At 63.3% G+C, this 13,665-nt stretch carries 12 protein-coding genes; 2 read left to right on the top strand and 10 right to left on the bottom strand.

What is annotated here, in order from left to right; all coding sequences use genetic code 11:
• The first annotated feature begins 10 nt into the window (after positions 1 to 10).
• Together FJ424_RS15050 and FJ424_RS15045 are read left to right on the top strand one after the other, a co-directional pair.
• A complete protein-coding gene (locus FJ424_RS15050) occupies positions 11 to 439 on the top strand; it encodes a DUF6484 domain-containing protein (protein WP_140654730.1) in 429 nt (142 codons plus the stop codon).
• Entirely contained in the window at positions 439 to 1,518 is a 1,080-nt protein-coding gene (locus FJ424_RS15045) for a HEAT repeat domain-containing protein (RefSeq protein WP_246677247.1), read from the top strand. Before FJ424_RS15050 ends, FJ424_RS15045 begins: the two co-directional genes overlap by 1 nt.
• On the opposite strand, the gene FJ424_RS15040 is transcribed toward FJ424_RS15045, so the two are convergent.
• The 10 genes from FJ424_RS15040 to tssJ form a co-directional block, all read right to left on the bottom strand.
• Entirely contained in the window at positions 1,511 to 2,290 is a 780-nt protein-coding gene (locus FJ424_RS15040; RefSeq protein ID WP_140654734.1) for a hypothetical protein, read from the bottom strand. The genes FJ424_RS15045 and FJ424_RS15040 overlap by 8 nt on opposite strands.
• Positions 2,287 to 3,222, bottom strand: coding sequence for a type VI immunity family protein (locus FJ424_RS15035; RefSeq protein WP_140654736.1), 936 nt, complete (start codon positions 3,220 to 3,222; stop codon positions 2,287 to 2,289). Before FJ424_RS15035 ends, FJ424_RS15040 begins: the two co-directional genes overlap by 4 nt.
• Positions 3,216 to 4,229 carry a DUF4150 domain-containing protein gene (locus FJ424_RS34015; RefSeq protein WP_246677246.1) on the bottom strand — a complete coding sequence of 338 codons (1,014 nt, stop codon included), beginning with the start codon at positions 4,227 to 4,229 and terminating at the stop codon, positions 3,216 to 3,218. The genes FJ424_RS15035 and FJ424_RS34015 overlap by 7 nt, the downstream gene beginning before the upstream one ends.
• Positions 4,229 to 5,287, bottom strand: coding sequence for a beta-ketoacyl synthase N-terminal-like domain-containing protein (locus tag FJ424_RS15025; protein WP_246677245.1), 1,059 nt, complete (start codon positions 5,285 to 5,287; stop codon positions 4,229 to 4,231). The genes FJ424_RS34015 and FJ424_RS15025 overlap by 1 nt, the downstream gene beginning before the upstream one ends.
• Positions 5,284 to 6,342 carry a DUF2169 domain-containing protein gene (locus FJ424_RS15020; protein ID WP_140654738.1) on the bottom strand — a complete coding sequence of 353 codons (1,059 nt, stop codon included), beginning with the start codon at positions 6,340 to 6,342 and terminating at the stop codon, positions 5,284 to 5,286. The genes FJ424_RS15025 and FJ424_RS15020 overlap by 4 nt, the downstream gene beginning before the upstream one ends.
• Positions 6,343 to 6,435: 93 nt before the next feature.
• Positions 6,436 to 6,978, bottom strand: coding sequence for a type VI secretion system-associated protein TagF (tagF, locus tag FJ424_RS15015; RefSeq protein WP_140654740.1), 543 nt, complete (start codon positions 6,976 to 6,978; stop codon positions 6,436 to 6,438).
• A complete protein-coding gene (gene tssM, locus FJ424_RS15010) occupies positions 6,960 to 10,502 on the bottom strand; it encodes a type VI secretion system membrane subunit TssM (RefSeq protein ID WP_140654742.1) in 3,543 nt (1,180 codons plus the stop codon). Before tssM ends, tagF begins: the two co-directional genes overlap by 19 nt.
• A 1-nt stretch (position 10,503) precedes the next feature.
• Positions 10,504 to 11,826 (bottom strand): type VI secretion system protein TssL, long form, encoded by a 1,323-nt coding sequence (tssL, locus tag FJ424_RS15005; protein ID WP_140654744.1) that lies wholly within the window; start codon positions 11,824 to 11,826, stop codon positions 10,504 to 10,506.
• 4 nt (positions 11,827 to 11,830) lie between these two features.
• Positions 11,831 to 13,165 carry a type VI secretion system baseplate subunit TssK gene (gene tssK, locus FJ424_RS15000; protein WP_140654746.1) on the bottom strand — a complete coding sequence of 445 codons (1,335 nt, stop codon included), beginning with the start codon at positions 13,163 to 13,165 and terminating at the stop codon, positions 11,831 to 11,833.
• 43 nt (positions 13,166 to 13,208) lie between these two features.
• Positions 13,209 to 13,661 carry a type VI secretion system lipoprotein TssJ gene (tssJ, locus tag FJ424_RS14995; protein ID WP_140643168.1) on the bottom strand — a complete coding sequence of 151 codons (453 nt, stop codon included), beginning with the start codon at positions 13,659 to 13,661 and terminating at the stop codon, positions 13,209 to 13,211.
• Positions 13,662 to 13,665 lie beyond the last annotated feature (4 nt).

Here is a 13,665-nt window from a genome sequence, read left to right as displayed (position 1 = left end):
GGATGCAGCGATGGGCGACGTTCGCGAACGCATTGACGGTGTGGTGATTGGTATCTTTCTCGGCTTGGACGACGATGCGGCGCCGCTGGTGGTGTTCCCCGGCAATCCACAAGAAGCGGCCCTGCCTTCGCGCAGTATGACCGAACTGACAGCCGATATGATCGGCTCGGAGGTGGCTTTGCTGTTTCAGGAGGGCGACCCCATGAAGCCGCTGATTGTTGGCCGCATCATCGATCCGGCGCGCAAGACCAATGCGCCGCAGGTCGTGCGTGACGGCGAGCGCGTTCGCATTGTCGGCGACGAGCGCATCGAACTGCGCTGCGGCAAGGCGACGATCCTGATGGAAAAGGATGGCCGCATCACCATTCGCGGCACCTATGTTACCAGCCAGGCCAGTGCCGCCAACCGCATCCGCGGCGGCTCAATAGATCTCAATTGATGTTGGCCGCGGCCCGTAATGAGCGATTGGACGGGAAGCCGGAACGGCCAATAGTTCCCCACGTCGTCAGGCAACATGCCGAGCAAGCCGCCTTCTTCTGGGCGCAGCGCGACACACTGTTTATGGAAGATCCACCAGACCTTTCTGTGATCGCCGCCGTCGACGGGCGTTTGGAGGCGAACCTGGATGGTTTGCGTATTGCGGGCTCGGCCGCATGGCCGTTCGTCGTAGCATCGTACGAGGATTTCCCCGAAAAGGGCGAACTCTTCCTCTACACATGGCTGGCGATCGAGCAGGGGAACGGCCGCCGCCTGGCCGAAGCGGTCGCATTCGGACGTCAGAGTGAGGAAGCACGCGGGCTCGTCGGTGCGCTGGCGTGGCACAAGCCGAAAACGATTGCCCCGTTGGTCCGCGATTGGATCGGCGCGGATGATGCGTTCAAGCGATTTCTGGGTGTATCGGCCTGTCTTGGCCACGATGTCGACCCGAAGCAGTTGCTGGCGCGGCTTGTCCGCGATCCAGATGGCCGCGTTCGCGCCACCAGCCTGCGTCTTGCCGGCAGGTTGAAGCGCTCAGACCTTACGCCGGAGCTACGGATGGCTCTGGAGGATGGCGAAGAGCGGCCGCGGTTTTGGGCAGCCTGGGCGCTGGCAGAATTGGGTTCCGGCGATCTGGCCAGTTCCGAACTGCGCAAGATGGCGGTCGCCGGTGGTCCTGACGCAATCACTGCGCTCCGCGCAGCAATCAAGGCAGCGCCTGAGAAGGATGTGCGTGGCTGGATGGGCGGATTGCTCAAATCGCCGGAAACTGCGCCTTTGGCTGTGCGTGGGGCGGGGATGTTGGGTGATCGGACGATCCTTCATTGGTTGTTGCATCAGATGCGCAACCCAGCGCTGGCCGTCGCGGCGGGTGCGGCGCTGCTGGAACTGTTTCCCGAGGCGCGGGACGCTGATTTGTTCACCACGGAGCCGAGCCAAGCGGGCAAGGTGTTCGAGGATCACTTCGGGGACGATGTCGCGAAGGTGCCATTCGCTGACAAGGTGAAAGAATGGATGAAGGGCAAAGAGCTTCTCACGTAATGATGATACGTGCGAGTTCCGGCGCTTTGTCGTTCACCGAAAACAGAGAGTTGCAGAGCCCGTACAGCGCTTCGCGATGGCAGTAGAAATTGCGAAACCCGATCTGCAGTTCTGCTTCGAAAAAGTCCAGCGCTCCATCATATTCGAGACTGCAGAAATCCGGACGATGCGGCGGCGCAGGATAGCAACCTATTGCGGAGGCCGCGATCCAGTCTTCGATCTTAAGGCGAATGGCTTCTCTTTGGGCAACAGTTGGGTCGGAAGCGAAATGTGCAATGACGACGATATCATCGGATAAGTCCGGTGAAATTTCTACCCTTGAAGCCTGGCTGGCAAATATGGCGGGGTAAATGCCTCGATCCTCATTGGTAGCGGGCAATGCAATCAGTGTCCGTTCGTCGGGTCCGCCGTTGATTGTAACCATACCGATCGGAAAATCCGAATGTGTGACCAGAAAAAGCTGGGAGATAATGGGGATAGACCGCTCGTCCACGCGGATGTTTGACAGCCTCCAGGTCGCGTTCGAACCTGTGCCGCCAAAGAAGTCGACACCGGAGACTGTCGAGTCCCAAGGCGCAATGGCGGCCCCGGACAACGCCCCCGAGCCGGCCAGGTGAAAAAACGTCGTTATCAGGGACTCGGCATTCTTTGTCCCCTCGGCGTTGATCCCACCTGCAAACGACACGGTGATAAAGACGTTCTGGCCGAGGCTCATCACGGGCAGCGGGCTGTGGTACACCGCGTATGGCAGTGCATATGGGGTCGCGATCATAGGGGGCCCGTTTGACCAGCCGCACTTAGGAAGCGGCGCTCCCAGCGATCGACAAAATCCAGTCGGTCCGAAAGAAGCATCTTGAGATTTCTGTCGCCGAAGAAACTTATCGGCTCCAGTATCCTGGCTAACCACTGAAGATTGGTGGCCTCGACCCCTCTATTGGTGTCTCCTACCTCCGGTATGTCGGAGGCGACGATCATCCAGCCATTCTTGGTAGGCGCGACTATGGCACCTTGCGGAAGATTCCCGATCGTCGAAAGTCCAATTTCGGCGGCTTTTTCTCTGCTTAGGAGCGTCAGCCACCGCGCCCCTCGGCTGCTCTTGCCAACGAAATAACTTGTTGTCGCATTGTTGGGCACATCGAAGCCCTTATGCCGCATCGCCAGCGGACCAATGATCGCGCCGGCCTCGACTTTTGCCGCGTCGTCGCCAAACACCAATCCGGGAGATGCGTAGCCCGTATCGTAGGGGAAATGTTCGGAAATCTCGCGAAAGGTCTGCGCCATGGACTGCCAGCCCTGCGCATCGCCGGGTACCGGCACCATCAACTCAATCAAATTCGTCTTGGCGTTGGTGGGATCGGCCGCCTCACGATTGACCAGCCACCGCATTCTATAATCGGGGGCATAGGGTTGCGGCCCTTGATATCGGAAGCCTGTAAGTCCGACTTCGGCTGTCGAACGAATTTCCCGCTGAAGCCTTTCCATTGTGGATTTGTTCACTTTGGCGATTGTAGATGCATTCTTGCCGACCAGCGCCCACCCCAGCGCCTTGCTGGCGTAGTCGTTCCATTTTTCCAGAAGCCAGAGACCTGGGTCGATCAAGTCTTCGGAATTTCCCTTGCAAAAGAGTGAAAACACAAGATTCACCCGAACATAGTCCGCGTTGTTCTCGGAGGAGGATAGGTTCTTCATCACGTCGTTCAGCATTCTCTACCGTCCTTGTGAATTACCTTCGGCTCGCATCCAACGGCATTGATATATTTGTCTGCTTGCCCGTCGCTCAAAAACCGACTGAGAGATTTCGGCTTCCCCCTTTGCGGCCCCCTTTTATGCGTGTCGTAGGTGGGCTCGCAGTTGAATTTGAAATCATAGGCCTCCACCGCGTTGTGCGGTCCTGGCGGCGGAGGCGGACTGCTGACGACGACGTCGGCCTTGAAGCCTGCGCCGCCTTCCGAGAAATATGTGCTTTTCCACACGCCGGCAGTGCTTTGGCCTGCATCTTTGGCGGCGTTGTATGCGTTGTTCGCCGCCGATCGGGCATTTGCGTCGGCCTCGGGACTGCTCGGTCTTCCATTGCGATCATAGGGCACTTCACTATCGATCGTGGGATCAGCGTCTGGGTTTTTTTCCTTCCATTTTTTGATCTCGTTCTCGCAGCATTTATGCTTTTTGGTTCCTAGCGCGGTGCAGTCGGCGCCGCTTGGCGCAGGTGGGCAAAACTTTTTTGTCCCGTCCGGTTTCTTCTCATCGTTGTTGACATCCTTGTTGCATTTCTCCGCGATCTCTTTGAGGCCGGAGGCCGGATTCAGCGGGTCGAGATCTCCCGCCAGATCCACGGTGTTCTTGTCATTGTGGAATTTCTTATCCGTGTGGCGGCAAGCGTTCTTGCCATCCATTTTGACGTCAAACGAGTAGGTGATCCAATCCGTCGCCTTCTTGAAGACATTCGATTTGACGCCGCCAACCGTGCCTGGCTCGTCGCCCGAACTCATTCCGTATTGCGAGCCTTTGATAGCGATCATCTTGCCGCCCTTGGCAAAGACGGTCGTTGTGCCGTCCTTGAGCGTGCTCTGGTCAGCGATGTTGGGGTAAGGCAAGGGGATTGGTCCGCCGGGGCTGGGCGTCTTGCAGACGTCCGGTATCGTTGCGATCGACACGCCGATCGTCCCTTTATAGGTCAGCCCGAGGCTGTTGACGACGATGTGGGTGGGCATCAGGTACTCCTTCTCGGACCACCCAACAAGGTTGCTGCCCGCGCGCCATTTTCGGAGCTGGCCCAGATCAGGGACAGCGGTCCGGTTTGATAGCCGCGCGTTTCTGCCTCGGCGACGAGGCTGACGAAGAGCGGCCCTGACGCGGCGCCGACATCGCCCCAACAGTCGGCCGGCGTCTCGAAATCGGCAGCATCCTTGAAGCGGCCCGGATTGCGCAGAACAGCGAAACCATACTCGTTGCCGCGATAGCGTTCGCCGTTCATGTCGCAGATGATACGATCGACCGGATCGACTGGCGCGTCTTCGAACAGAAAGCGGAAGGCCGCACCCAGCCCTTCGCCAAGCACGACGGCCTCGGTCTTGATCCTGTTTTCTTCGCTTGCCGTGGAGACGCCCACGATTTCAAGCAAAGGCTTCAACCCATACGCGCCTGCTGTAGTCAACTTCGTCAGCAGACAGAATCCTGCTGCTTCGCCAGGGCAGAAGCCATAGATGTTGCCCTCGGAATGGAGTTGCTCGTTTTCGTCCAGCCACTCCAGAGTCTCCGGCTCAAGATAGGTATCGACCCCGCCTGCCAGACAGAATTGAGCTTTTCCCTCACGCAGCGTTTTACACGCATGATAAATCGCGAGCAGGCCGCCGGCGTGACCGCCGGCCGTCGATCCACCACCTTCGAGGACGACTTTCTGGGACAGCCGGCTGCGCAATTTGGTGTTGACCTGCGCGGCGAAACCCTTGGGCTGTCCCGGCCGTGCTTCGCCGGCCGAGAGGATGAGCGAAACCTCGGTCGGCCGCGTTGAAGCCATTAATGGCCGCAATGCGTCCTGTGCCGGCGAAACGGCGATTTCCACCGCACGCTCCGCGCCGGCAAGCGCTACATCGATGCCGATGTCACGCGTCACCTTCATCGGTTCGCCGAAGCGGTCGATCATGTAGGGGTGGTTCTGAATTGCAGAGATGCCGGCGCGGACCGCCGCCGCGCTCGATGACGCGTCAAAACCCAGCGGAGTACGGGCGCCAACGCCAACGACGACGATTGTGTCACGGCTGGCCATCATTGCTGTCCTTCCGCCAGCCAAACACCTGTCGCCGCGACTCTTGGCGAAATGCCAATACGCTTTCTGATGCTCAAGCTCGTCATCTTCAGGCGCTCTTCGTCGTAGGGCACCGGCAGGGTCGACATCCAGGTGATCGAGAATTGTCTGAGATCGGGCTTGATGCGCAGCGTGTGGATAACGGCTTCACCGTTCTTGCGGTCCGGGCGATTGTAGAACTCGGTCGTCATGTCGAAGGTGATGCGCGGCAGGAGGAACTGCAGGAAACCGTCGGAGGTGAAATTGCCGAGCCGCACATCTTCGTAGCCGATGAGCGGCGCCTTGGTCTGCTGGTCCTCAGGCGCGCATTGATAGTACATAGGGCTGAAATCGCGGGGCAGAAGCGGATCGCGCGTTTTTTCCCACTCCTCACCGTAAGTGCCGGCATACTTCATGCGCGGCTGCCAGTGCCGGGCCACTGGGCCGAAGCTGGCTGGCTTGCCGCTTCTGTGATCGCGATAGGGAGCGTCGGGATATTCGAGGTTCGGTCCGGTCTTACCGACCAGGCGCTGCGGGTCGACGGCAAATCCTGTGCCGACAGGATTGCGCTGGTCCCAGTCAGGCTTTGAAGCCTCCGCATCCGTGCCACCATACGTTCGGCGCCAACTGATCGGCATTTTCGTGAATGGCTCGGCCCGGCTCATTCGTACCGACGCTGGGCTAGGCATGAACACGCGATCACCCACGACCCTCAGGGTCTTGTCCACATCGCCGATCTTCAATCGCGCTACGCTCTCGACGTTCGGGCGGCCACCAGGGGCATAGACATGTCCTTCAACCAGAATGTCGGTATGTCTTTTCTCAAGATTAAGATCCGTCTCGTCTAGAAGCTCGTTCGGATCAGCACCATGTACCGGCGCCAAATTCACCGGCGTCTGGCCCTTCAAGAGTCGTTGCTTGCCATCCTGATCGATCTCGAACGACGCCTTGATCGCAATCAGCCACACCTCGTGGCCGCGCTCGTCACGGGTCCAGCTTTCCTGGGCAGCGAATGGCGTATCGTTGGACAGTATCCACATTTAGGCAACGCGTCCCTAGGTAGCCACCGAGCCTCAAGCACCTTCAAAAGAACCAGTTTTGGAAAACATCCTCTGTGCTCAATTTCACCTGCATCAACTGGTCTCCCAACTCGCGGTGAAGATCTGCTCCAGCGTTGTGTGCGGCGCTAGCTGATCGACGTCGAAAATATCCGTATGCGCGGTCCACATAACCAGGTCATCGACGACATCGCCCTCGCCTTCGACAAGCGGAACCGGCATGGCGGCCACGGCCGCGTCGAGCTCGTCGGTCGTCAGCTCCCCCCGCTGCGCGGCGAAGGCTGCGCTCTCGATGCCATCGAACCAGCCATCGCAATAGGCCAGCTTCAGCGGCGCGTCCGGGAGCCTTGCGACGACGCTCAATGGAAATTGCCGGCCGACCCGATCGGCGCTCTGCAACACGATGCCCGCCGAGCCGCCGAAGGCACCAGGGCCGCTGAGGAACCGCAAGGCCGTGCCTGTCGGCCAAGTTTCTATCCCGAACAGCGGCACGATGTGCTGCGCCAGCCAGCGGTCCCACACGCGCACGAAATCGCCCGGCAGCCGCCGCGTCACGAAATCGCCGGCGGCGGGCATCTTGCCGTAAAAGCCGGGCAGGATCAGATCTGTGGCGGACATGTGAACTTCTTGAACATTTCGAGCGTGTAGGGGTTCTCGACGCTGGCCGCCTTGAGCTCGAAATCGGCCCACATCCCCTTGGTGCCGAGCCGCAGGCTGTAGACGTCGGTGAGCTTGGTCGCGTTGAAGCGGCCGCCGCGCAGCATTCTCAGCCACGCCCAGCTGCCGGTCTCGTTGAGCATTAGCTCAGGCGAGCCGTCGACCGGCTGGAAGGCGAGCGAGATCACGCCGGTGCCGTCCTTGCCGGGCCATGTCATCGGCTGCGGCCTGGTCGCATTGTTGTAGTAGACGAGGTTCTGGCCATCGAGGTTGAGCGTCACCCGCGCCACGTTGGGCGACAGATCCTTCGGCTCCAGCGTAAAATTCATCACAGGGCCGGTGCCGCCGGGGAAGAGATCGTCGCGGATGTGGCGCGCCTGTTCGAAGGCCGCCAGCGCCGCCGGGTCCAGGCCGAAATCGGCGCGCCATTTCCATGGCTCGCTGGCGGTGTCGACGTAGTTGATCAGGTGGTCGTTGGTGAAGGCGTCGATCAGCCCGGTCGGCCCGAACAGGCGCTGGAAGTCGCGCACGTTGACGTCGACCGCGCTCTCCGGACTGAACGGATAGCGGTTGTTGAGCGCGGCCTGGCAGAAGGGCAGGATGTCCGCCCGCCAGATGGCGTTGAGCTCGTTGGTGACGGCCTTCTGCGACAGGCCGCTGGTGTCGCCGGCAATCCCGCCCAGCCAGTCGTTGATCGGCGAGGGCAGGATCTGCGCTTGTCTCGCAACCGCGCCTGTCAGTTCGGCGAGGCCGCCCTGCTTCTTGATGGCGTCCTGCGGATCGGGATTGGCGGTCACGGTCTGCAGCACATTGGACAGCGCCGTCAGCGCCACGACGGCGGCGTCGAGCGCCGGCGGCTGGCCGTCGACCTGGGCGATCGTGCCCTTGAGCGGCTTGAAGTGTTCGGCGACCAGGCTGCCGGTCATGTCGACCTGGTCGGCCGAGCCCGCGCGGGGCAGCAATTTTGCGCCGGTCTTTACCACCTTGCCCAATTTGCCGAGCTTGCTGAGTAGCTTCGAGCCGGTCTTGGCGGCGCCGCCGCTCTTGTCGTCGGCCGCCGCATCGTCCGAACGGGTCAGGTCGGTCTCCTGCACCACCGCGGTCAGCAGGCGCTTCAGCGCGGAGTCGGCGCTGGAAAGATCCTTGAGGTTCTCGCTCGCGGCGTTGAGGTCGGTCAGCGGCGCCAGCCGCATGTCGCGCAGGAACGAGTCCCACTGCGCGATATAGTCGTCGTAATAGAGCTTCAGGATGTCTTCCGACAGCGCCGAGACCGACGTCTCCGAATTCTCCGAGCAGCCGCCGGCAAACACGACGCGGTCGAGCGCCGCCTGTCCGGCGACATCCTCGACCCGGTCGAGGATCGCGTCGTGGAAGCCGGCATAGGTGTAGGGGCCCGGCACACCCACACGCAGCGTTTTGTCGGAGCGGCGCGCGAACACCTTGGCGCCGTTCGGTCCGGCGAAATTGGCCGGCACCCATTCCTTGACCGCCGCCACTTCCGGGTCGGCCAGGAGCTGCTTATAGGCGCGCTCCGGCAGTGAGATTGTGCACACCGTCTTCAGCGCCTCGGCGACCAACTCCTTGTCCGGCGCGATGTAGCTGTCGTCGACCGCCATGCGGCGGATCGCGGCAAGCTGGTGCTCTTCGGCGTCGGCGGTTGGGAAGGGGGCGGCAGGTGCGAATTGCGGCAGGCTGTTCACCCACCAGTTCTGGACGAAATCGGTGTCCATCTGCGACAGGCCGGTCATCATGCGGTAGGTCTTCAGCGCGCCGAGCATGAAGTCCGGATCGCGGATCTGCCGCCACATCGTGGCTTCCAGCAGCGCGACCATATGCGGCTCCAGCACGTTGCGCAGCGCATGGTCGTAGGTATCGGTCTGCGCGCGCACCAGCTCGGCCGATGCGGTCGGGCCGAGCAGGTTGTGGATCGCGTCCGGCGGTGCGGTGCGGGCCGTCGCCACCGCGTCCATCGCCGCCAGCGCGCCGTCCATGGTCGGCTGCTCGACCGCGGCCGGCATGGCGGCGACGTCGGTCAGGGGCTGCTGCAACGCCTCGAACTGGCCGGCCTGCTCGGTGATCGCATTGCGGTTGTCGAGATAGGACCAGGTGAACAGTCCGCCGGCGAGCAAGGCGGCGAGCGCGCAGGCGGCGGCGGCTCCGCGCCAGATCCAGGCGCGGCGGCGCTGCGCCAGCGGATCGAACGTGCCGAGGCCGGCTTCCTTGAAAATCACTTCGGTGAGCAGGTTCCTGAGGAAGAAGCTGCGTTTCTCGACGCGCGCCGCCGGCATGGCGCGGCGCGGCGGCAGTCCGAAGGATGAGGAAAGGGCGGCGGTCAGCCGGTCGATCGGCGCGCCTTCCTGCGTCGCCGAGGTCAGATAGAGGCCGCGCAGCCAGGCGGCCTCCTCGTAGCGGCTTTCGCCGAACATCGCCTCGACCAGCACCTGGATCGGCTCGGAGAGGCTCGCCAGCTGCGCCGGGAAACGGAAGATCTCGGCGCGCTGGCCGAGCTTGTCCTCGTCCTCGAGCCGCGGCACCAGCCGCCGCTCCAGCTCGGAGGCCAGCCTGGCGAGTTCCGTCTGGATCGTGCCGGCGTTGACACGTGCGTCGAGCGGAAAAGTGGTTCCCCACACCTGCTCGCGCGCGGTCGTCGACAGGCCGCCGAAAAAGGCCTCGAAGCCTTTGATCAGGTCGGCCTTGGTCAGCATCAGGTAGACGGGCAGGCGGATCTCAAGCCGATCGTTGAGCTCCGCCAGCCGGCGGCGGATTTTTCTGCCATGCGCCTTGATCGCCTCGTCGCCCTCCGACAGCGCGTCGATCGACAGCGCGACGATGACGCCGTTGAGCGCGCGGCGGCCCCGATGCTTCTTCAGGAGGTCGAGGAAGCCCAGCCATTCCGTCGCGTCGACGTCCGGCTGGCTTTCCTGCTGGACGTAGCGGCCCGCCGTGTCGATCAACACCGCGTTCTCGGAGAAGAACCAGTCGCAGTTGCGCGTGCCGCCGACGCCCTGCAGATCGTCGGTGAGGTCGATCGGGAAATTGAGCCCGGATTGACGCAATGCCGTTGTTTTGCCCGTCGCCGGCGGCCCGACGATCACATACCAGGGCATCTCGCGCAGGAATTTTCTGCCGCCGAGCTTGCGCCGCTTGAGCTCGGCCATCACCTCGCCGAACTTGGCGCCGACGGCCGCGACGCTCTCCTCGCCGGGTGTGAGCTGCTTTTCGGCCACCGGCGCCGCGATCTCGGCGACGAACATGCGGTTGGCGCGGATCGCGCGGCGTTGCGCGACGATCAGCCAGATCAGCCACAGGATGATCAGCCCGGCGATGATGGCGATGCGCACATTGTCGGATTCGAACGGCGCGTAAGGGCCGACCTGCACGATCGGGCCGAACACCCAGATCAACAGCGAAAGCAGCGCGATGCCGATCAGCGTCCATAGGAATCGCGAGGTGATGACGGCCCAGAGGAAGCGCAGGATGAACATCTCAGAGCCTCTTCTCGACCAGAACCTCGACGCGGCGGTTGAGCGCGCGGCCTTCGCGCGTCGAGTTGTCGGCCACCGGATCGGTTTCGGCGCGACCCTCGGAAGAGATGCTCTCTTGCGGCACGCCGGCCTGCACCAGAAGCTTGGCTATGGTTTCGGCGCGCGCTTCCGACAGACGCTGATTGCTGGCAAACGGATTGGACTTTTGCAGGCGCACATTGTCGGTATGGCCGACGACGGTGATTTTCCCGATCAGCTCCTTGTTGTCCAGGATCACCTTGGCGATCGCTGCGATCAGCGGCTCGTACCCTTCCGTCAGCGTCGGCCGGGAGGACTGGAAGAGCTCGGGATTGGAGGACTGGACGATCAGCTTGGCCAGCGAGACGCTCTCCGTGCCGCTCAGCGCCCCCTTGAGGTTGTCCGGCGCTTCGGCCTTGAATTCGGGCAGCAGCGCGAAATCGACGGGCTGCGGCGGTTCGGGCGCATCTTGCTGTGGCGCGGCGCGGGTGACGTCGCCGCGCGAGGCCGGCGGCAGCGTGCGCACCAGCGCCGAGAGCTCGACCGCCTGGCTGCTCAGGCCCATCGACAGGCCGATATAGGCGGCCGCGGCGACGACGATCGCCGCAAGCGCCATCACCCAGATCGGAACGATGAAGCGCTGCGGCTCGTCGGAAGCGATCACGCCTTTCCAGTTCGGCGACAGTGGCGCGTCCTCCGCGTCCGCGTTGCGCAGGAAGCGCGCCGCCGCCACGCGCACGGCATTGAGCGAACGGTCGCCGGCGCGGCCGGGCACGCGATACTTGCCGCGGAAGCCGAGCGCGAGGCAATAATATTGCAGCTCCAGCATTTCCCGGTCGCGGTTGGGATGGCGCTCCAGCTCGTCGAGCCGCGTGAAGAACTGTGTGCCGGCATCGACGTCGCCGCGCAGCATCACCACCAGCGGTTGGCGCGGCCAGGCGCTGGCGCCGCCCCATGGCGTGTTGAGCGCGAGATCGTCGAGCAGCGCCGCTACCGCCCATGCGGCCTGGTCGGCGCGCTCCAGCGATGACCCGGCCGCAACCGTTGCATCGCGGGCCCGCACCAGCTCGTCGAGCAGGCGCGTGCGCATGACTTCCGGGTTCTCCGGCGCCAGCGCGCTTTCGAGCTCCGGCGCGAATTCGAGCAGCGGCGCGAAGATGTTGATGAGCGTATTGGGATGGGAGCGCGCCCGTTTGACCGGCGCGCCCGGCGCCAGCGGCGCCATCGGCCGGGGCGCGGCGCCGGTCAGCCGGATGCGGGTGCGCTCGCGATCCTCCGACAGTCCGAAAGGATCATCCCGGCTCATGGCCTCACCTGTTCACCGAATAGCAGTCGACCTGCGGCTCGCTCGGCAGCACACCGGAAACGCCGATGACGAAGCCGGGGGCGTCGAGCAGCGAGGCCCAATGCTCGCTCTTCTGGTCGAGCTCCAGGCACAGCCGGTCGCCGTCATAAGGGATCTCGCGCGGCTGCGAATGAAGCGGTTTCAGCGGAATGCCAGGCAGGCGCGACTTCCATAGGCCTTCGAACTGGTCGGCGGATCCGACCGTCGCCTGGTTGACGAAGATCTTGCGCAGCGCGTCTTCCGAAAGCTCGGAGCCGACGCGGATGACGATGCGGCTGGCGACCAAAAGCTTCGGGTTGTCGATGCGCACCTTCCAGACATTGGTCGCGTGCCGCATGACCGGCAGCGCGCGCGATTTCGGCTCGATGTAGCGCAGGCTGAGGATGAGCGAACGCAAGGCGTCGGCCAGCGCCATATAGGCGGGGCCGGGTGCCATGTGGTCGTAGGCCGGCAGTTCGCCGAGCCGCCGCGAGCTCGAGCCGTAGGTGGCCATCTCGCCGGCGAGGCCGGCAAGCTCAAGATAAAGCTCGGCCGGATGGAAGACATCCTGGGCCAGCATATGGGCAAGGCGTGGCCGCGCGGCGTTCGCCAGGTGCAGCATCAAAAGGTCCTCGACGCTGCGCCCGGCCCCGCCCATCACCATCTTGCCATGCGCCTCGGCGATCTGGTCGAGGCCGGTGACGACCTCCTGCAGCAATTGCCGATACCAGTGGACGGCGCCGGTGATCAGCGTCGGCGGCAGGAAGGACTGGTCGAGCGAGACGCCGCCATCAGCGCGCACGCCCGTGATGTCGGCGACCGGCAGCGCGGTGTAGCCGCCGACCGATTTGCCGGGCGCCAGCAGCACCGCTTGCGGTCGGGCGATTTCGATTTCCTCGGGATCGGCGCCGCCCTGCACGGCATCGCGCACCGGGACGATCTTTCCGTGGTAGCGCGCGCCCGTCGATGCGGCATGCGCCGGATCGAATCCGACGCCGCCGGGCGGCTCGAGCGGCAACGCCACCAGCACCGGCCCGGCGCCGGTGTCGGCCGTGACCGGCAGCGGCTTCGGCGCGTCCATCAGTTCCGGGATGGAGAAGGACGTGCCGTCCGGGAAGATGCCCCGGGCGGACACGATCGAGACCTGGCCGGCATCGAGCAGCGACTGGTCGAGCGTCAGCTGCTGGAAGCCGAACGTATGGAGCTGGCCGGCCTGCAAGGCGCCGCGCACCATCCCCTCGAAGAACCGGTCCTGCTGCTGGAAATGCTGGGTCCTGAGAAACAGGCCCTCCGACCACAGCACCCTGTTTGCGTCGCTCATGCCATTACTCTCTGCACTGCCCTGCCGCCTGGTTGCCACGTTGCTAAGCGGAGATGCCGCCCTTGCCGAGGCTGACGTTGATGGTGAATTTCGAGCCCGGCGACACCGACTTGGTCGTGCGCCAGTTGCGTCCGCCAGGCTCGCGGATCAGCGCCACGAAACCGAGCGCGGTCGCGTTCGGTTCGACCGTGATGGTTTTTGCCGCCGTCTTGCCCGGAGCAACCGAGATCGCGTCCGAGCCGATGAGGTCGGCGCCGAGCGCCGAGCCGGCATCGCCCTGCAGCGCGAAATAATCCGCCGAGTTGAACTTGCCGGTGCTGGCAAGCCGCATCACCAGCACCGTCACCGGCCGGTCGCCGCCGCCCGGTCCCGGATTCATGCCGGCGCCGCCGGTCACGTTGACGGAGATGACCGATGGTTTCGGCGGGCCGCTCTGGCAAGCTGCAAGCAGCCCCGTCGCGCCGATGGCAATGATGAATTCGCGTCTGTCGATCATGTCC

Source organism: Mesorhizobium sp. B3-1-8 (assembly GCF_006439495.1).
Taxonomy (GTDB): Bacteria; Pseudomonadota; Alphaproteobacteria; order Rhizobiales; family Rhizobiaceae; genus Mesorhizobium.
This window is presented reverse-complemented; position numbering and strand designations above follow the sequence as displayed.